Source organism: Candidatus Diapherotrites archaeon (assembly GCA_016205145.1).
Classification (GTDB): domain Archaea; phylum Iainarchaeota; class Iainarchaeia; order Iainarchaeales; family JACQJH01; genus JACQJH01.
Map to the genome: position 1 here is coordinate 561,314 of JACQJH010000002.1, position 17,549 is coordinate 578,862.

A 17,549-nucleotide genomic window follows, 5' to 3' on the forward strand; every position below is an offset into this window, starting at 1 on the left:
CAAACTATTTTAAGGTTGATTTTTTGGCAAAACCCGGAAAGAAGAGGATAAGCTGGGCGCAGGCGGGCGCGCTTTTCGTCATAGTCTTCATGGTGGGCTCGACGATCGCGTTCGGCGTGCTGTCCAGCGACGACAGCGGCAACGGCAACACGCCGCAGGACGGCCCGCAGCCAAGCCAGCAGCAAACCACAATAGCCTACGAGGCGGACAATGTTGACGCTTCAATCCAGCAATTGCTTCCATCCGTGCGGATTGTGGGCAAGACACAGGACTATGATTTCGCGAAAATCGACAAGGCGGTTTATGCCGTTGCCGGAGTGAAAAAGGTGCAGTCAGGCTACCAGCCGAACGCCGACACGAACGGCGGGTATTACCTTGCCGACATTTCTTTCAGCCCCGACTACAACGTCGGATTCATTGCGGAGCAATTGCAGGAAAAAAGCGGCCTGGATGGCCTGGAAGTCTACTCCTACGCCATAGTCGAAGTGCCGAAAAAGGTTGGGCTGCAGAACAAGGCCTTGAACATTTCAAAGGAATACGAGTTTTCCGTGCAGAGGCTCACGGGCCTTGTCGGCACTAGTTCCATGCCATTGGACAAGATCAAGATGCTGTTGAGCGTTTCCCTGTCCGGAGAAAAGCTTGTCAATGCGACTGCGATTGAAACCGAAAACTCTTCAGCACAGCCGGTTGCACATTCCACAAAAGCAAGCCTGCAGGTTTCAGGCCTTGAAAACGAGATTGTCTTTTCAGGCGAATACGCGCTTCCATCCGGCATCACTGAAAAGGACCTCAACTCCGCGCTTTCCGGCATAGCCGACGTCAACGCAGTTTCAATCTACCTTTCACAGCCGGCTCCTCTGGGCATTGAAATCTTTGCGGATGAAAACAGCCTGGAAGGCATTGCACAGGACGTGAACGCACTGCTTATTTCGGATTATGCGGTCAGCGCGGAAATATCGGTTGACTTGAACGCTGTCACGGTTTCAGTCGGAGCGGAAGAGGCAGGCCTGCAAAAAATAGCCGAAGGCGTGAACAAAATGCTTTCGGCAAAGTATCCAGGCGCCGAGCCTGAAACCCAATACCCCAAAGTGCTGCTTGAGGGCAGCCTGAGCCTTGAAACCGGAAAGGCTGAAACCGCTGCAAGCCAGGCGAAAAGCCTGCTTGAAGGCAAAGGCGTTTCAGTGAAAAGCCTTTTCAGGCTCGCCCGGCTGTCCGCCCAAACCATTGAAAGCGAAGGCATAGTGTATGCCAACGATTCGGGCTTCATTCCCGCGCTCGTGAAGCCGGAGAGAAAGGAAAACGAAACCGTTGGGTTTGAAGTCTCGTTCTATTCGGTGCGCGGCAAGGCAGTGTATGCGAACGCTGTCGAAGCCGGCCAAGTCCTGACCACAGCAGGCAGCCAATAAGCCAATAACTTCGTTGTTTGACGAAAAAAAGCATTGTAATGGGCGTTGGCTTTAAATATTGCTTTTCGGATGATGGCTATACACTAAACCGCTTTTTGCGGTCTGGAGGTTGAAAAAATGGCTTCATTGGAAGAAATCGGGACATGGGCTTTCATTCTCGGCGTAGTGATAGCGGTTCTTGCCGGCGCAGCGGTCAGCTTTACAGCCGTCAACGGCACAGTAATCGCGTACGTCGTCGGCGCCCTGGTAGTCCTGGGATTAGTCGTCGGCTTCCTGAACATCACCGACAAGGAAACAAACAAGTTCCTCATAGCAGCGGTTTCCCTGGTAATCGTTTCAGGCCTCGGAAGCAGCCTGTTGTCGCAGGTCCAGATAATCGGAGCTGCATTGGGCAATATCCTCGGCAACATCCTTACTTTCGTTGTGCCGGCGGTAGTTGTCGTGGCATTGAAGTCAATCCATGACATAGCCTCCTCAAAGTAAACTAATACAGCGGGGGCGAAGAGCCCTCTTTTTTCTTCTTTTTTCATTTCCTTTTTCTGGCAATCGCCGAAACCAAGACAAACGCATTAAAAGCGTCGCACGAAAAATTCCGGCATGATTGACGACGCAATGCTCTGCAGGATTTCGCTTGTCGTTGCGCTTGCAGGGATCGCCTTCCTTTTCGCGCTCGACTTTCTTGACAGCCAAAATTATTCGACAATCACCCAAGCCGAAGGCATTGCCGGCGCAAAAGCCTGGGTGAAGGCAAAAGCCGCATGGACGAAAGAGCAGGGCAATTCGACATTCTTCGGCCTTGAGGACAGTGAAGGCGGCAGGATTACGGCAACAATCTTTCGGCCAAGCGCGGAGGAAAAAGAACTGTTGAAAGGCAAAGGCGTTGTCCTTGTGAAGGGCGTTGCCAAAAAAAGCGGCAACGGCTTCATTTTCATTGCTGAGGAGATCAAGGCATGGAAACCCTGATCTGGATTCTGATCGGATGCGGGCTCGGCACGCTCACCGGCTTCGCGCCAGGCCTGCACGTGAACTCAATTGCGGTAATTGCGCTTGCATTCGGCTGGAACGATTTCAACATTGCCGCCATGGTTTGCGCAATGGCGATCGTGCACACTTTTGTGGATTTCCTGCCCAGCATTTTCCTGGGCGCGCCCGACTCGGACACGTTTCAGGCTGTCCTTCCCGGCCACAGGATGCTCTTGGAAGGAAAAGGGCTTGAGGCCGTCAGCCTGACGGTTGCGGGCGGCCTATTCGGCGGAATGATTGCTATTGCGTTGTCGCCGGTTTTTTCGGAATTCGCATTGCAGGCATTCGGCTTCCTTCCCGCAATCATTCCGTTTGCCCTCATTGCAATAATGCTTTCAATGGCGTTCGAGGAAAAAGGCAATAAAAGAAAAAACGCGCTGATTGTTCTGGCTTTGTCCGCCGCAATCGGGGTCATTGCATTGCAGGGCAGCCTGCAATTCAGCGAGCCTCTTCTTCCAATGGTTTCAGGCTTTTTCGGGGCATCTGGATTGCTTTACAGCCTCAAGGAAAAAACCATTGTGCCGGAACAGGAAAGCTTTGAAGGAAGCCTTGGCGGACAGGACGTGCAGAAAGGCTCGCTGCTCGGCATTGCGTGCGGAGCAATGGTCGCAACCATGCCCGCAATCAGCACTGCGCAGGCGGCGTTCATAGCAAAAAAAATCCGCGGAAAGTCCGGGCCAAAAGAATTCCTTGTCCTGCTGGGGTGCGCGAACACTGCCGCAATGATTCTTTCTTTTTCAACTCTGTTCGCTGTCGGAAAGGCGAGGACGGGTGCGGCGGCCGCGGTTGGCGAAATGGCCGGCGAAAGCACGGGGTTTCCGTTGAGGCTTCTGGCGGCGAGCGCCATTGCCCTTGGTGCCGGGGCAATCCTGACGCTTGCATTGGCAAAACCTTTCCTTGCATGGCTTGCAAAGGCGGACTACAAAAAAACGAATGCGTTAGTGCTTGTTTTTGTGGCAATTCTTGTCTTTGCGCTCTCAGGCTGGAAGGGAATGATTGTTTTTGCGGCTTCTGCCGCGGTCGGGGTTTTCGCAATCGCCTCCAAAACGAAAAGGAGCGCGATGATGGCATGCCTCATGATGCCAACGGTTTTAATCTATTTGAACATTTGAATTATCCGATGGCGAAATTCAGTGTGAAAAAAATGGTTGTCGAAAGCATCATTGTCGCGGCACGCAACGTTTATCCTAATGAGTTCATCGCCTTGCTCGGAGGAGACCGCGAGAAAAAGATTGTCGACGAGATTGTCGTCCTGCCGGCAGTTTTCGGAGAAATGCATTCCATTATCCGGTCCGACCTGATGCCGTTCGACAAGCGCATTCTCGGCAGCGTGCATTCGCATCCATCCGAGTATGCCGTGCCTTCCGACGCGGATTTGCAGGCGTTCGGCCATTTCGGGGAAATAAATATAATAATCGCTTTTCCCTACACTCTTGACAGCATGAAGGCTTTCGACCAGAAGGGAAAAAAGATTACAATAGAGGTTATGGCATGAGGGCAAAAACACAGAAAAGGGAACGGCTTCGTATGGAACGGGCAAATCCTGTCGACCTGCCGGAAAAACTCCATATTAACACCTACTACTTCCCGAAACTGAAACTATACAGTGCAACAATAGGCAGCGAAAAATTCCATTTTGCGCTTTTTCAAAACACAAATACTGTTGAAATTCTTGATTCGATTGGCCAGGTAATAGGCAGCATTACTTCTGCGGTTCGCGGACCGGTGGACTTTGCGGCTAATGAACGGCGCGAAATCTGGGATAGGGAACACAGGGGCAAAGGCCTCGGCTCTGCCGCCCTCAAATTGCTCGAAAACGCGATTTTTGAAAAGAATGGCGAGGCCACAACGCTGAGCGGCGGCACGGTAAAAAAATCTGTCCTGCTTATGTTTCTCAGGAACGGTTACGAGTTGAGCGATGCCGACGCCGGACTGCTTTGCCAGCACCTGTCCGTGACTTTAAGAAAGCCAGTTGCGCGGGATGGAATTGCGTCCGCTTTGAAGGACAGGCACGTACTGGAAAGTCTGCCTGCGCGTATAGGTTTTTCAAAAACAATTGTTAGGCCAAATGACTTATTTTGGGGGGAATGAATGGAACACGCTGAAATTTCTCGGAAAGTTGTTCTCATCGTCCTCGACGGCTGGGGCATCGGAAAGAAGGGAGATCCCGGCAACTGCGTGGAGCAGGCGAACATCCCCAATTTCACGAAATACTGGAATGGCTTTCCGCACTGCGAAAACGATGCGAGCGGCGAGGCTGTCGGATTGCCTGCGGGCAGCCAGGGCAATTCCGAGGTCGGGCACTTGCACATGGGCGCCGGACGCATTGTATGGCAGCCTTTTGAAATGATTAACCGGAAGATCCGGAGCGAAGAGTTTTTCAAAAACCCTGCCCTGAAAAAGGCCATGGAAAATGCGCGGAAGAAAAACTCGAAACTGCATTTGATGGGATTGTGCTCCGATGAAGGGGTGCATGCGCACGTCAACCATTTGCTTGCACTGCTGGAAATGGCGAAACGCGAAAAGGTTCCGGGTGAAAAGGTTTTCGTGCACTTTTTTTCGGATGGAAGGGACGTGCCGGAGAAAAGCGCGGAAAAGTATGCCAAAGCTATTGAGGAAAAATGCGCGCAGCTTGGCTTTGGCGAAATCGCAAGCGTTTGCGGCCGCTACTATTCTATGGACAGAGACAACAACTGGGACAGGACACAGAAGGCGTTCGAACTGCTGACGGAAGGCAGGGGCAAGACCGCCAAAAGCGCATTGCAGGCAATCCGAAATGCGTATGCGGATAACGTGAAAACAGACTATTATATTGAGCCGACCGCAATTGTTGCCGGGAACGGAAAGCCGAAGGCGGTTGTCGGAGACAATGACAGCATCATCTTTTTCAATTTCCGCACGGATAGGGTGAGGCAGCTGACAAAGGCGTTTGTCTCGGGAAATTTTGATTTGTTTGAAAGGAAAAAAGCGCCAAAGGTTTTTTTCGCGTGCTTCGGCTCAAGTGACAAGAGCGTGAAAGTGGACACGGCATTTTCCGAAACGCATGTGAAAAATTGCCTCGGCGAAGTGCTTGCAAAAAAAGGCTTGAAACAGCTGCGCATGGCTGAAACGGAAAAGTACGCACACGTCACATACTTTTTCAATGCGCAAGTTGAAGCGCCCTTCAAGGGCGAGGAACGGCTGCTTGTGCCCTCCGCCAAAGTGCCGAGCTATGATTTGAAACCGGAAATGTCCGCAGCGGAAATAGCAGAGAATGCGTCGGGGGAAATTGCCAAAAAAGAGTTTGCCTTTGTTCTCATAAATTTCGCCAACGGCGACCTGGTCGGCCACAGCGCTGTAATTCCTGCAGTCGTGAAAGGCATTGAAGCCATGGACAAAGCGCTTGGCGTGGTTGTTGAAACCTGCCTTGCAAACGGTTACACTGCAATAATCACGGCCGACCATGGCAGCGCGGAGGAAAAGCTGTACCCTGACGGCACGCCAAAGCCGTCGCACAGCACAAACAGGGTGCCGTTCATTGCCGTTTCAAATGACAAAAGCCTTGCAGGCGCAAAATTCCTGTCCGGCGGGCAGAAGGACGTCGCGCCGACGGTGCTGGAAATAATGGGTTTGCCGAAGCCGGCTGAGATGACAGGCAGAAGCCTTTTGCGGAAAATATAAAAATAAAACAGCTGGGTATCGAGCAACGCGAGCTTCCCGTGTAGGGGGCCCCCCTCACAACCCCGAATGTTTAATGCGAAAATAAAGCAGATGGGTACTGAGCAATAGCGAAGTACCCGTCGTCGAACCCGGCGGACGAAACCGCCGCGCACCAGCCGGGCGCGACGGCTGCGGAGACATTTTAATATAGGGATTTGTTTCATAATATAGGGTTTTTATCATGCGGCAGAAAGGGCAGCTGAGCCTTGACTATATCCTTGCGTTCCTTGTCCTCATTGTCTTTGTCATAGGCTTCCAGGCGCTGTCAAGGGAGATAACCAAAAACCAGCAGGTTTCAGGCCTCATAAACCAGGAAACGATTATCGGGAACAACGTTGCGCATCTCATGGCTTCGGCAAAGGCCTTGTCGGGAAACGACGGTCTTGTAATCGAATACTACGTTCCGGCTCTGCAGGTTGCAGGCGCGGGCGGAGTTGGATGCGACATAACGATTGCCGGCGGCCAGATAACCATCACTCCGGCAATTGGCGCTTTCGGGCTCAATGAAACGGACGCAATGAAGCGCATTACATTTTCTCCGCCAGGCGGAATAAATTTTCCGTCAAATGCCAAATGCGGGGAAAAGATTTCAATAACGAAAACGTGAGTTGGAAAAATGCAGAAAGGCCAGATTGCATCGCTTGATTTCCTGATCGGGCTGTCACTCGTCATTCTTGCGACCGGCCTCATGCTGCGGTTCATGGAATTCCAGGGATACGACTTGAAGGAAAGCGTTGCCTCCGCCGAACTTCGCGGAGTAGCGGAAACCGCTTCGGATTTGCTTGTAAGCAATCCCGACTGGAACTGCAAAATAACCAGTGCTGTTGGGGGCGCAACGCTCTTGTCTTTGAGCAATTGCCTGACAAACCAGAGCAAAAGCACCATAAACGACAAAACCAAGCTCGGCATTTCTTCAGGCTATGGCTGCAGCATAACCGACGATGCAGGAAATTACTTTTTGGCGTCGGCCTGCAAGGATGCCGTGCCATCGAACGCGCCCGATGTCGCAAGCGTGGATAGGGAAATAAACCTAGTTGCAATCAATGGCACGTTGAACGTGCCAAAGGCGGCGATTGAAAACTGCATGTCCGGCGCGGACACGGCAACCTGTGCGCCCAAGACTTTGAGGGTGAAAGTTTGGCGCGCTTGAACCAGAAAGGCGTTTTTTCCGCGCTCATAGCGGTTGTAGCGGTTGTCCTGCTCGTTTCCACGATTTACAATTCGCAGGCGCTTGGAAGGCAGGCAAATCAGGCGATTAGCAGGCAGAACATCCTGCCGGCAAACGCGCAATTGCAGCAGACCGTGTTCCTGCTTGACAAGGCGGCAGGCGACGCATTGGCCGACCAGGCATACCAGCATCTTGTTGCACAGGGCGGAACCCAGTGCTACAGCCCCAACTTTCCGTCGCCGTTGTATGAGACGAGAGTCAGGGATTACTTCACCAATGTTTTTGCACAGACCGGCAGCGGAATAGAATGCAAGATTGATTCATTGGAATTTGACGGAAATCCGGCCGGCACGGACAGCCTTGGCACGCCATCCTTGCACCCAGGCAGCTGCGAGGCCGGCAACAAGTGCACTTCGTTCATAAGGATAAGCCCGGTCGTGTCATGCGAAATCAGGAATACCGGCTTCAGGGCGCGGGTTTCAAAGAACGCGGTTTTCGAGAAAGAGCTGTTGTATTACAAGGAAGGCGCGGACTGCAAAATCGAAGTCTTGGACTTGCAGAGCGGCCTGCTTGACGTACTGCCATGAAAAGCCGCTGAATCAAACTTCTTTTTTGCGCGCACTGCTTTCCGTTAAAAGCTTTTGGGAAACCAAAATATCCTATGCAATTGTCCATTGCGAAGAAACGGATTGCCGTCATCGACTATGATAAATGCGACCCCGTCAAATGCGGCGGCTATTACTGCGAAAGGGTCTGCCCGGTCAACAGGACGGACAAGAAATGCATTTACCATGAAGGCAAGGAAAAGCCGCTCATCTCGGAAGAGCTTTGCATTGGCTGCATGATTTGCGTGAAGGCCTGCCCTTTCGGCGCGATTTCAATAATCAACCTTTCAATCGACCCCGGATATGTTTTGCACCAGTTCGGCCAGAACCTTTTCAGGATCCACGGCGTCGCCCTGCCTAAGCAGGGGAAGGTTGTCGGCCTGCTGGGAAGGAACGGCACGGGCAAGACGACCATAACGAAAATTTTGTCCGGACAGGTCGTGCCCAACCTCGGCGCATATGACGGCGATGGAAGCTGGGAAACCGTTCTGGAGTTTTTCCGCGGAAAGGAGATAAGGGAATTTTTTGAAGGGGTCAGCGCCGGGAGCGCGAGGGTTTCAATCAAGCCGCAGAACGTCGAGGCGATTCCGAAGAATTTCAGGGGCAGCGTGCAGGAACTGCTCGAAAAGGTTGACGGAAAAAATGCCGTTCAGGAAATCTCCGGCCGCCTTGGATTGAATGGCATCCTCGCCAGGCCGATTTCCAAGGTTTCGGGCGGCGAACTCCAGAAGGTCGCGATTGCCGCGGCAGCGCTCAAGGACGCAGACCTGTATTTTTTCGACGAACCCTCGTCGTATCTTGACATCCGCGAAAGGCTGAAGGTCGCGGAGTTCATTTCGGAAATCGCTGAAAGCGGAAAGTCTGTCATGGTTGTCGAGCACGATCTTATCATCATGGATTTCCTGACGGATTTCGTGCATTTGATGTACGGCGCGCCGGGCGTTTACGGAATGCTGTCGCAGATCAAGAATTCGCGCGAGGGCATAAACGATTACCTTGAAGGTTACAGCCGCGAGGAAAACTACAGGTTTCGCGACAAGCCCATAAAGTTTGACGTGAAGGGCGCCAAGGAAATGAAAAGGCTTGAACTGCTCGCCGAATGGCCGGAGCTGGAAAAAAGGCTTGACGGGTTTGAATTGAAGGTCGAGGCGAACCGCATCAACAAAAACGAAGTTGTTGGAGTGTTGGGGCCGAACGGCATCGGAAAAAGCACTTTTGCGAAAATGCTTGTCTCGGAAATAAGGCCGGACAACACCGGGCTTGATGTGAAGCGGACCATTTCGTACAAGCCGCAGTACATTGCGATGGAATCGGATAAGACCGTGCTGGAGCTCTTCAAGGAAAACGGCGCCGAAATATCTGATCCGGACATAAAGAGCACCATCACCTCCCCTTTGGGCGTCGACGAACTCCTGGAAAAAAGCGTTTCAACGCTTTCAGGCGGGGAAATGCAGCGCGTTGCCATTGCATTGTGCCTTGCAAGAAAATCCGATTTGATTCTGATGGACGAGCCTTCCGCGCACCTGGACATCGAGCAGAGGCTGAACGTTGCAAAGGTAATAAGGAACATTGTCGAGGGAAAAGGCGTTGCCGCGCTCATCATAGACCACGATCTTCTGTTCCTGGACTACATTTCCGACAGGCTCATGGTTTTTTCCGGCGAACCATCGAAGAAGGGCCTTTGCCAGGGGCCGTTTCCGATGGAGAAGGGCATGAATCTTTTGCTCAAGGAGCTTGACATTACTCTCAGAAGGGATGAAAGGACGAAAAGGCCGCGCATCAACAAGCGCGATTCGGTCAAGGACAGGGAGCAGAAGAAAAGCGGAAAATACTATTATGAGTGAAATGGTTCGGCGACGGAAAGTGAATTTGAATGAAAGTCCTGAAAGCAGACCAGAAGCTCGGATTGCTTGAAATCGTGCCGGAAGTGCCTGACGATTTGTGGCATCTTGAACGGATAATCGAGAAAGGCGACGTTGTTTCCGGCGAAACCGACCGCAAGATAAAGGGAAACGAGGGCGAGCAGGCAAAGCGCGTAAAGCTTTTTGTTGAACTGGAAGTCGAAGGCGCCGAATTCCACAAATTTTCCGGCCTGCTGAGGGTCAACGGCACAATTGTTGCCGGAAAGCCCGAGGAATTCATAGAACAGAAAGCGCACCAGAGCCTGGACCTTGAGCTTGGAAAAAAAATTTCCGTGAAAAAGAAGAGCCTCAAGGCATATCAGCTTGAACGCCTCAAAAAGGCGCAGAAGGCCACGCGCGGAAGCGTCCTGCTGGTTGTATTGGACGATGAAAGCGCAAGCTTTGCCGTGCTCAAGGAATTTTCACTTGAGGAGAAAGCTTCCATACGCGGAAGCAGGAAAGGCAAACAGCTTGAAGGCGAGGAAGGCGAAGAAGCCTTTTTCTCGGAGATACTTGAAAAGGCAAAGCAGTCCGGCCTTGAAAAAATCGTGTTCGCCGGCCCGGGCTTCACAAAGGACAAGCTGAAGGCGTTTCTTGCAGGAAAAGGCGAACTGAAGCCGACGCATTTTTTTGAGCCCTCCAACAGCGTTGGAAGGACCGGCCTCAACGAGCTTCTGAAAAGCGACGCATTGCAGAAAATCGTGCAGGAAATGCAGGTTTTGAAGGACGCAAGGCTGCTGGAAAAGATTCTCGCGGAACTCGGAAAGAACAGCGGCATGGCCTGCTACGGCCTGAAGGAAATAAGCGGGGCGGTTGATGCCGGAGCGGTTGAAATTCTTCTCGTCTCCGACAAAATGCTTCTTTCAAACAGGGAGAAGGCAGAAGCGCTCATGGACAAGGCGGAAAAAAGCAGGTCCGAAGCGCACATTGTGAGTTCGGAAACCGAAGCCGGGAAAAAGCTGGACTCTTTCGGCGGAAGCCTGGCATTGCTGCGCTACAGGCTGAACTATTGAATATTGAAGGCAGATCGGAAAAAACCAGGCGAAAAAAGTCAGTCCGCCCTGAACTCAAGCCATTCAACGTTTCCCGATTCGACGAGGTCTTTGATGCGCTTTTGCTCCAGGCTCAGCTGCGAGGAAGCCGCCTTGAATTCCACAAAAACAATCCTGTCGTCAAGGAATGCTATGCCGTCAACCGGCTGGCCGAGAAACCTGAATTTCGAAGCGTCGTATGGAAATTTTTCCGACAATGGAATCCACTGCTCGGACAGCATTCCGTAGCGCACGGATTGCGAGCCCTTCTCGAAGGCAAGCCTTGAAACCCGCTGTTCAAGTTCCTGCGAGCGCCTGAAAAAAAGGAACGTGGCAACCGCAAGCACGATGGCCAGGACTGCAAGGAAAACTTCAAGCATGCAGAAAATTAGGGCGGCGCGGTTAATAATTTTTTAGTAGGCAGATGCCGGCCCAACCCGAAAACATTCATGTCAGGCGCATGCCCTGCTTTGCCTTCGAATACTTTGCAAGCAAATCCGAGCCAAGCACGGAGCAGACAAAAAAGACCTTGTTTGAGAGGGCGAGCCTTTCCGCAAGGCCTGCGCTGGCAAGCGAGCCGATAATCTGTTCCAGGTCATCAGGGTCGATTTCCGGAAAGCTTGACTGGAGATCAAAAATGGTTTTGGCGTTGCCTTCAATGAGTTTCAGGATGCGCAGGTGCAGCACGGATTTCGAGAAGACCGCCACCTCCGGGTGTTCCTCCAAAAAAAGGATGAACTCCTTTTCCGCGTCCATGCAAAAGATAGGTGCGGCAAATATTTTAAGGTTTGCCGGGGCAAATTGTTTCATGGACAGGAAACGGCTCGCCGCGCTTGTGGCCGAGAGCATAGACTCCGGCTCAGTCTCCACCAGGGACGGAATCAACCGCCTGAAAGCCAGGCTGGGCAAAAAAAGCCTCAAAGAACTGCCAAGCAACCCGGACCTCCTGGCTTTGGTTGAAAAGCCCAGCGTTAAGGCAAGGCAACTTCTCGGCGCAAAGCCGACCAGGACCATTTCAGGGGTTGCGGCTGTCGCAATAATGACAAGGCCGAAGGACTGCGCGCATGGCACGTGCATTTTCTGCCCAGGCGGGGAGAACAGCTTTTTCGGAAACGTGCCAAAAAGCTACACCGGAAACGAACCCGCGACAATGAGGGCAATTGCAAACAGCTTCGACCCATACCTGCAGGTGAAAAGCAGGCTGATGCAATACGTTTTGACCGGCCACAGCCCGCAGAAAATCGAACTCATCGTCATGGGCGGAACATTCCCAAGCTTTGATTGGAATTACCAGAAAGGCTTTGTTGCAGGCGCGTTCAGGGCAATGAACGATTTTTCCAGGGAATTTTTTTCGCATGGAAAGCTGGAATTTGAAAAAGCCGTGCAGGCGCAGGGCAAAAAAATTGCTGCGCCCGAAAATACCGGCACCGGCCTTGAAGCAGAAAAAGAGGACAACGAGCATGCGAATGTGAAATGCGTTGCGCTCTGCATTGAAACAAAGCCGGACTGGTGCATGGAACCGCACATAGACCGGATGCTTGAACTTGGCACTACGCGGGTCGAACTCGGCGTACAGAGCCTTGACGACAAGGTTTTGAAATTTGCGAACCGCGGCCACACTGCCAGGGAAAGCGTGGAAGCCACGCGGCTGTTGAAGGATTCCGGCCTCAAGGTTACGTATCACATGATGCCGGGCCTGCCCCTGTCAAGCCGCGAAAATGACCTCGCCGATTTCCGCGAACTGTTCGAAAACCCGGATTTCCGGCCGGATGCGCTGAAAATTTATCCGTGCATGGTCATGCCTGGAACTCCGCTTGAAAGGCTGTGGAAGGAAGGAAAATTCACGCCGCTTTCAAATGAGGATGCCGCGGAAATAATCGCGGAGGGAAAGCGCTTTGTTCCGAAATGGTGCCGCATCCAGCGGATTCAGCGTGACATTCCAAGCAAGCTTGCGGTTGCCGGAAAATTCGACAACAACCTGAGGCAGGTCGTCGAAAAGAAAACGCGCGAAAAGGCAATTGAATGCCAGTGCATTCGTTGCAGGGAAATCGGCTTGAAGGCGAGGGACGGGAAAATCGACGAAGAAAAACTCAAACCGGAAATCGTTATTGAAGAATACGAGGCAAGCAACGGAAAAGAATTCTTCATTTCATTCGAGGACGAAAAGCAGAGCGCATTGCTCGGCTTTTGCAGGCTCAGGCTTCCGTCCAGGCCGTTCAGGAAGGAACTTCAGGGCGAAACCGCGGTTGTAAGGGAACTGCACGTTTTCGGAAAAGCCGCGGCATTGGGGGAAACCAACGAAGGCGGGGTACAGCACCACGGAATAGGCAAGGCCCTGCTTGCGAAAGCGGAGGAAATCGCTTTCGATGAATCCGGCAAAAAAAGGCTGTGCGTGATTTCAGGGATTGGAGCGCGCGAATACTATTACCGGCTCGGATACGAAAAACTCGGCGCGTTTGTTGTCAAGGATTCTGCTGGCCGCACGCTAATTCAAGACAAAAGCGACAGCACTGAATTCAGCAGGTAAGGCGAAATCATTGTCGGCGAAAAGAACGGGAACCCGAACAATGGGGCGGAAAACTTGCTCTGCAAGGTGGAAGAAACCGACAGGTTGGACTGGAATTCCTTCTGCGAGCCGTTCAGCCCGGATTTTACCATGAACCTGAAATTCCTTTCGCCGTAAGTCCTCGGCAGAACCTCAAGCGAGAGTTCCCTTGACTGCTTCGGCCCGATTTCAAGCTTTTGCGGTTTGAGCCAATAGCTTGGAAGCGTTGAAAAAACCGAAACATTGTGCGAGGCAATCGACTCGTTGACCGCTACAAGCCGGTATGAAAGCTTTTCGCCTACGACCGCCTTGCGGTTGAGGTCCCTTATGCTTATAGTGAGCAGGCTGCGCCGGACAAAAAATTTCGCGGTGAAAGGCATTGAGTCCTGCGTGGAATGCATCTCGAAGCCTATCAGCTGGGTGCTTTCCGGCGCGTCCGCGGGCACCAGGAGCTTTGCGGAAATGGCGTCCGCATTGGAACCCGGCAAAAAACCCCAGCCGTCAGGCAGGGTTGCATCGTCAACAGCAATGCTTTCCCAGCCGAAGCCCTCGCCCGACTTCTTTTTGAAAAACAGTTCGGCTGTTTCGCCCGGCGCAATGCTGCCGATTTCGGCGATGCTGCCAGCACCAATGGTTTTCTCGGCGGGGCTCACAAGGTATGCCGCGGCGAAAACGTCAGAGCCCAGCATCAAAAGGATTCCGAGCAAAATTAGCTTTTTTAACATTGCCACCAAGTATAGTTGTTTGAAAAGAAGAATTTAAAGGTTATTCGCATGCGGATCCTGGCCTTGTCGGACGTGCACCAGCGCACTCAAAACCTGAAGGCTTTGCTGGAAAAAGCCGGAAAAGGCTTTGACGCCGTGATTGTGGCGGGAGACCTGACAAACTACGGCGAAAAAAGGCACGCGGAAGAGGTTCTGGGCCTGCTTGCCGGCCATGAAAACGTTTTTGCGGTTCCCGGAAACCTTGACACCTTGCAGGTCATTGATGCCATAACAGGAAACAAAATGCAGTTGCACGCCAAAAAGGCGAAAATTGCGGGCGTTGCGTTCGTGGGCTTCGGCGGCGGAAAGGCATTCGAAGTGGGCGAGGTTCTTTTCACTGAAGAAGAGATTTTTGGCGCGCTTGAAAAACTCTGCAAAGGCGAAAAAAATTTTGTGCTCGTGACGCACCTGCCGCCGTTGGGAACCGCCCTTGACCTGACCGCAGGCGGAAAACACATAGGCTCTTCGGCGGTAAGGAAAATAATCGAAAAATTCCAGCCTGCCCTGCAACTGTGCGGCCACTGCCACGAGGCCGGCGGAAAAACCGAAACAATCGGGAAAACATTGTGCGTGAACGTCGCGGCTGTCAAGGAAGGCCAGGCAACCGCGATCGAATTGCCCAAGATTGGACTGCCAAAAACCGAAAGGATAACAATCTGAATGCGGGTTTGGATGGAAGTGACGGAAATGCAGGAAAACGCGCGTTTTGCAATGGTGAAAAGGCATCACGCCCAAACCTTCGCCAAGGCGCTCGGTGAAGGGAAAATGGATTTGCAGATGGTTTCTCTGTGCAGGTTTGTCGCGAAGACAAAAAACTTTTTCACTTCAAGCTGCTGTTCCGGGAGGATTGTCCTGCTCGAAATGCCCGAAAACGGGAAAAAATGCGAAACCGATTTCCACAGGAAATGGCATGGAAGGGTTTCCTTCAAGGAACTGTGGGATGGCGTCATGGAACAAACAGCGGGAGAACTGTGGTTCAAGCTTGACGGGTTCATACTGCACATCGGAACGGATTCGCTTGAAAACGCCCGCACAATCCTTTCCGTGATGAAGCTGGCCGGAGTCAAGCGCGGCGGCATAATGGTTGCAAAGCAGGGGAAATTCATTGTCGAAATGCAGGGCACTGAAAGCATGAGCTTTCCCGTCAAGTCGGAAAACGAAATAATCGTTGAAAAGGCTTTCATGAAAAGGATTCTCGCAAAAGCCAACAAAAAGCTCGCTAAAAATTATGCGAAGCTGAAAGCCTTCGAAAAAGCGTGCAGGAAAAACCTGAAATGACAGGAAACGCACCCTTTGTGCTTGTGGTTTGGCATGTCTGAAACGAAACGCGTTTTTTTCGCTGTCGGCATTCCTCCGGAAATCAGGGAAAAAATCGCCCGGGATTTACTGCAGGGACTGCCGCAGGGCGTGAAGCCCGTCAAAAAGGAGAACCTGCATTTCACCCTTGTTTTCGTTGGCGGCTGGCCTTCTGAAAGGACTCCGGAACTGGTTGAAGCCGGAAAAAAGGTTTCAGGAAAGGCGTTTGGCGCGGAAATTTCAGGCATCGGGCAGTTCCATTCACGCGTCCTGTGGATCGGCATTGCGAAAGGCGCGGAAGAAATGGAGGTTATTGCCGGGCAAATCGGGAAAGCCCTCGGCCTGCCCGAACAAAAGTTCAGCGCGCACCTGACAATCGCAAGGAACAAATCCTTGGGGCAAAAGGAGTTCGCAGGCATTGCGGAAAGTCTGGGCGTGAAAAAGTTTTCCGAAAAATTCCGCGTCCAGGGCTTCGAACTCATGGAATCTGAGCTTTTGCCGGACGGCCCGGAATACAAAGCCCTGCATTCGTTCAGCTTTGCCTGATGTGCTCGAAAACCTTTTTGAGGATTTCTTCCGGCTCGGTGTAGTATTGCTGGATGAAGCGCTGCACCGCATAATAGTCGGCCACGCCCGTTTCAATGAGCCACTCGATTATTTTCTGCCTGACAAGCATTTCCTGCTTGACCTCGTTTTTTGACTTGAAGGTTTTTTCCGCCAGGACTTCGACCATCCTGCTCGGCACGTCCGTCCTTTCCAGGGCATCGGATTTGCGGTCGTACTCGAAAACATTGCTCAAGAGCACCTGGTCCTGCATCCGGGATATTTCGGATATCGCCTTGACGCGCCTTATGACCCCGACTTTCGGGTTGAAGAACTTTTCAGTCACTATTGCCAAATCGAGCAGGGGCAGCATGGCCGCAGGCACGTTCATTGGCGGCGACTTGAGGCGGAGCATCATTTCCTTGGCGGAATTTGAATGCACTGTTCCAAGAATGCCCTTATGGCCTGTGTCCATTGCAACGAAAAGCGTCTGCGCCTCTTCCCCTCTCACTTCCCCAACAATGAGCCTGTCCGGGCGCATCCTGAGCGAATTCTTGAGCAGGTCATCCATTGACACTCCGGGGGTTTTTCCTATCGCGGGCCTTGCCTCCAACTGCACCCAGTTGTCCCGCTCGCCCAGGGAAATTTCAAGCGTGTCCTCGATTGAAATGATGCGGTCATTGAGCCGTATGAAGGAAGCCATGACGTTCAAGAGCGTTGTCTTTCCGCTCGAAGCGCCGCCCGTGACAAGGATGTTCATGGGCTCGATTGAAAGGCCTTCCGCCAGCGCCCAGATGAATGCCGCTGCCTCCGCCGACACAGTATTGCTTTTGACAAGGTCGACCACGGACAAGGGAATGAACGAGAATTTTCTCACTGTCAGGGAATGGCCTGCCGGGGAGACCTGGCTGAAGGTCGCGTTCGCCCTGCTCCCGTCAGGAAGCCGTGCGTCAAGCAATGGATTCGCTTCGTCAAATTGCTTGCCCGCAGAAACGGAAATCCTGCGGATGAGCGAAAAAAGTTCGGACTGCGAAAAAGATATATCGGACGTGCACATTCCATACTGCTTGTGGAAAATGAAAACGTTTCTGGAAAAACCGTTCACCATGATTTCCTCGATCATGGGGTCGGACATGAAAACCGAAATCTTGCCCAATCCCAGGGACAATCCGAAAACGTTGGCCGCGAAAAAATCCGGGTCCTTCACGAACGCGAATTCGCGGAGAAAATCGGCAAGCATCTGCCTTGCTGTTGAAAGCTCCTCTTCCGGAACAAGGGATTCGACTGCGTTGGCCGCTTCCACCTGCTGGACAACGCGCTTCAGCTTTTCGGACTGCTGCTTTGACAATTGCATTCCCGCATAACCTGAAATGTCTGCGGTGCGCGAAAAGACTTTTGCGAGAAAGCCCGCGAAATCGGATTCTTTCGCCGAAAAGCCGGGGTCAAAGGAATATTTGCTGTAAGGATATCCCCGGGCAATGGAAACATTGCCTTCGGCGAAGCGCTTTGGCACCGGCACCGGAATCAGAACCACCAACTATATATTGTTGTTAACTATATAAAATAGT

20 protein-coding genes are annotated in these 17,549 nt (G+C 52.2%); 16 read left to right on the forward strand and 4 right to left on the reverse strand.

Translation table 11 applies throughout. The features are described from left to right. Window positions 1–23 precede the first annotated feature (23 nt). The 12 genes from HY394_06240 (at window position 24) to HY394_06295 (ending at window position 10,815) form a co-directional block, all read left to right on the forward strand. On the forward strand, window positions 24–1,406 hold the full coding sequence (locus tag HY394_06240) for a hypothetical protein (protein MBI4053606.1): 1,383 nt from the start codon (window positions 24–26) through the stop codon (window positions 1,404–1,406). A 117-nt stretch (window positions 1,407–1,523) separates the two neighbouring features. Next, window positions 1,524–1,889 carry a hypothetical protein gene (locus tag HY394_06245; GenBank protein ID MBI4053607.1) on the forward strand — a complete coding sequence of 122 codons (366 nt, stop codon included), beginning with the start codon at window positions 1,524–1,526 and terminating at the stop codon, window positions 1,887–1,889. 114 nt (window positions 1,890–2,003) lie between these two features. Continuing rightward, on the forward strand, window positions 2,004–2,369 hold the full coding sequence (locus tag HY394_06250; GenBank protein MBI4053608.1) for a hypothetical protein: 366 nt from the start codon (window positions 2,004–2,006) through the stop codon (window positions 2,367–2,369). Continuing rightward, window positions 2,357–3,541 (forward strand): tripartite tricarboxylate transporter permease, encoded by a 1,185-nt coding sequence (locus HY394_06255; GenBank protein ID MBI4053609.1) that lies wholly within the window; start codon window positions 2,357–2,359, stop codon window positions 3,539–3,541. The genes HY394_06250 and HY394_06255 overlap by 13 nt, the downstream gene beginning before the upstream one ends. Before the next feature lie 8 nt (window positions 3,542–3,549). Further along, window positions 3,550–3,924: a Mov34/MPN/PAD-1 family protein gene (locus tag HY394_06260; protein ID MBI4053610.1), complete on the forward strand. Its 375-nt coding sequence runs from the start codon at window positions 3,550–3,552 to the stop codon at window positions 3,922–3,924. Continuing rightward, window positions 3,921–4,520 carry a hypothetical protein gene (locus HY394_06265; GenBank protein MBI4053611.1) on the forward strand — a complete coding sequence of 200 codons (600 nt, stop codon included), beginning with the start codon at window positions 3,921–3,923 and terminating at the stop codon, window positions 4,518–4,520. Before HY394_06260 ends, HY394_06265 begins: the two co-directional genes overlap by 4 nt. Further along, window positions 4,521–6,089 carry a 2,3-bisphosphoglycerate-independent phosphoglycerate mutase gene (locus HY394_06270; protein MBI4053612.1) on the forward strand — a complete coding sequence of 523 codons (1,569 nt, stop codon included), beginning with the start codon at window positions 4,521–4,523 and terminating at the stop codon, window positions 6,087–6,089. It abuts the gene before it with no gap. Window positions 6,090–6,309: 220 nt separating this feature from the next. Then, window positions 6,310–6,735: a hypothetical protein gene (locus HY394_06275; GenBank protein ID MBI4053613.1), complete on the forward strand. Its 426-nt coding sequence runs from the start codon at window positions 6,310–6,312 to the stop codon at window positions 6,733–6,735. A 9-nt stretch (window positions 6,736–6,744) separates the two neighbouring features. After that, on the forward strand, window positions 6,745–7,278 hold the full coding sequence (locus tag HY394_06280) for a hypothetical protein (GenBank protein ID MBI4053614.1): 534 nt from the start codon (window positions 6,745–6,747) through the stop codon (window positions 7,276–7,278). Then, complete coding sequence (locus HY394_06285) at window positions 7,266–7,883, forward strand: hypothetical protein (protein MBI4053615.1); 618 nt, start codon at window positions 7,266–7,268, stop codon at window positions 7,881–7,883. The genes HY394_06280 and HY394_06285 overlap by 13 nt, the downstream gene beginning before the upstream one ends. 74 nt (window positions 7,884–7,957) lie before the next feature. Continuing rightward, window positions 7,958–9,745: a ribosome biogenesis/translation initiation ATPase RLI gene (locus tag HY394_06290; GenBank protein ID MBI4053616.1), complete on the forward strand. Its 1,788-nt coding sequence runs from the start codon at window positions 7,958–7,960 to the stop codon at window positions 9,743–9,745. Between the two features lie 29 nt (window positions 9,746–9,774). Further along, complete coding sequence (locus HY394_06295; GenBank protein MBI4053617.1) at window positions 9,775–10,815, forward strand: mRNA surveillance protein pelota; 1,041 nt, start codon at window positions 9,775–9,777, stop codon at window positions 10,813–10,815. A 38-nt stretch (window positions 10,816–10,853) separates the two neighbouring features. Here HY394_06295 and HY394_06300 read toward each other — a convergent pair whose 3' ends face one another. Next, the gene (locus HY394_06300) at window positions 10,854–11,213 is read right to left on the reverse strand and encodes an endonuclease (protein ID MBI4053618.1); all 360 of its coding nucleotides are present in this window, start codon (window positions 11,211–11,213) and stop codon (window positions 10,854–10,856) included. A 67-nt stretch (window positions 11,214–11,280) separates the two neighbouring features. After that, complete coding sequence (locus tag HY394_06305; GenBank protein MBI4053619.1) at window positions 11,281–11,589, reverse strand: hypothetical protein; 309 nt, start codon at window positions 11,587–11,589, stop codon at window positions 11,281–11,283. A gap of 52 nt (window positions 11,590–11,641) precedes the next feature. Here HY394_06305 and HY394_06310 point away from each other — a divergent pair, with 52 nt between their 5' ends. Further along, complete coding sequence (locus HY394_06310; GenBank protein ID MBI4053620.1) at window positions 11,642–13,360, forward strand: tRNA uridine(34) 5-carboxymethylaminomethyl modification radical SAM/GNAT enzyme Elp3; 1,719 nt, start codon at window positions 11,642–11,644, stop codon at window positions 13,358–13,360. On the opposite strand, the gene HY394_06315 is transcribed toward HY394_06310, so the two are convergent. Further along, entirely contained in the window at window positions 13,324–14,103 is a 780-nt protein-coding gene (locus tag HY394_06315) for a hypothetical protein (GenBank protein ID MBI4053621.1), read from the reverse strand. The two genes, HY394_06310 and HY394_06315, sit on opposite strands and share 37 nt — an antisense overlap. A 48-nt stretch (window positions 14,104–14,151) precedes the next feature. On the opposite strand from HY394_06315, the gene HY394_06320 reads away from it, so the two are divergent. Genes HY394_06320 through thpR form a run of 3 tightly spaced genes read left to right on the forward strand, consistent with a single transcriptional unit; the run spans window position 14,152 to window position 15,984 of the window. Then, on the forward strand, window positions 14,152–14,802 hold the full coding sequence (locus tag HY394_06320; GenBank protein MBI4053622.1) for a metallophosphoesterase family protein: 651 nt from the start codon (window positions 14,152–14,154) through the stop codon (window positions 14,800–14,802). A gap of 12 nt (window positions 14,803–14,814) precedes the next feature. Further along, the gene (locus HY394_06325) at window positions 14,815–15,420 is read left to right on the forward strand and encodes a hypothetical protein (protein MBI4053623.1); all 606 of its coding nucleotides are present in this window, start codon (window positions 14,815–14,817) and stop codon (window positions 15,418–15,420) included. 33 nt (window positions 15,421–15,453) lie between these two features. Then, window positions 15,454–15,984 (forward strand): RNA 2',3'-cyclic phosphodiesterase, encoded by a 531-nt coding sequence (gene thpR / locus HY394_06330; GenBank protein ID MBI4053624.1) that lies wholly within the window; start codon window positions 15,454–15,456, stop codon window positions 15,982–15,984. Here thpR and HY394_06335 read toward each other — a convergent pair. Beyond that, window positions 15,971–17,515 (reverse strand): CpaF family protein, encoded by a 1,545-nt coding sequence (locus tag HY394_06335; GenBank protein ID MBI4053625.1) that lies wholly within the window; start codon window positions 17,513–17,515, stop codon window positions 15,971–15,973. The two genes, thpR and HY394_06335, sit on opposite strands and share 14 nt — an antisense overlap. Window positions 17,516–17,549 lie beyond the last annotated feature (34 nt).

Excerpts from the sequence above, each read along its gene's own strand:
- HY394_06245 (MBI4053607.1), top strand. The coding sequence starts at position 1,524 with ATGGCTTCATTGGAAGAAATCGGGACATGGGCTTTCATTCTCGGCGTA.
- HY394_06250 (MBI4053608.1), top strand. The coding sequence starts at position 2,004 with ATGATTGACGACGCAATGCTCTGCAGGATTTCGCTTGTCGTTGCGCTT.
- HY394_06255 (MBI4053609.1), top strand. The coding sequence starts at position 2,357 with ATGGAAACCCTGATCTGGATTCTGATCGGATGCGGGCTCGGCACGCTC.
- HY394_06260 (MBI4053610.1), top strand. The coding sequence starts at position 3,550 with ATGGCGAAATTCAGTGTGAAAAAAATGGTTGTCGAAAGCATCATTGTC.
- HY394_06265 (MBI4053611.1), top strand. The coding sequence starts at position 3,921 with ATGAGGGCAAAAACACAGAAAAGGGAACGGCTTCGTATGGAACGGGCA.
- HY394_06270 (MBI4053612.1), top strand. The coding sequence starts at position 4,521 with ATGGAACACGCTGAAATTTCTCGGAAAGTTGTTCTCATCGTCCTCGAC.
- HY394_06275 (MBI4053613.1), top strand. The coding sequence starts at position 6,310 with ATGCGGCAGAAAGGGCAGCTGAGCCTTGACTATATCCTTGCGTTCCTT.
- HY394_06280 (MBI4053614.1), top strand. The coding sequence starts at position 6,745 with ATGCAGAAAGGCCAGATTGCATCGCTTGATTTCCTGATCGGGCTGTCA.
- HY394_06290 (MBI4053616.1), top strand. The coding sequence starts at position 7,958 with ATGCAATTGTCCATTGCGAAGAAACGGATTGCCGTCATCGACTATGAT.
- HY394_06295 (MBI4053617.1), top strand. The coding sequence starts at position 9,775 with ATGAAAGTCCTGAAAGCAGACCAGAAGCTCGGATTGCTTGAAATCGTG.
- HY394_06300 (MBI4053618.1), bottom strand. The coding sequence starts at position 11,213 with ATGCTTGAAGTTTTCCTTGCAGTCCTGGCCATCGTGCTTGCGGTTGCC.
- HY394_06305 (MBI4053619.1), bottom strand. The coding sequence starts at position 11,589 with ATGGACGCGGAAAAGGAGTTCATCCTTTTTTTGGAGGAACACCCGGAG.
- HY394_06310 (MBI4053620.1), top strand. The coding sequence starts at position 11,642 with ATGGACAGGAAACGGCTCGCCGCGCTTGTGGCCGAGAGCATAGACTCC.
- HY394_06315 (MBI4053621.1), bottom strand. The coding sequence starts at position 14,103 with ATGTTAAAAAAGCTAATTTTGCTCGGAATCCTTTTGATGCTGGGCTCT.
- HY394_06320 (MBI4053622.1), top strand. The coding sequence starts at position 14,152 with ATGCGGATCCTGGCCTTGTCGGACGTGCACCAGCGCACTCAAAACCTG.
- HY394_06325 (MBI4053623.1), top strand. The coding sequence starts at position 14,815 with ATGGAAGTGACGGAAATGCAGGAAAACGCGCGTTTTGCAATGGTGAAA.
- thpR (MBI4053624.1), top strand. The coding sequence starts at position 15,454 with ATGTCTGAAACGAAACGCGTTTTTTTCGCTGTCGGCATTCCTCCGGAA.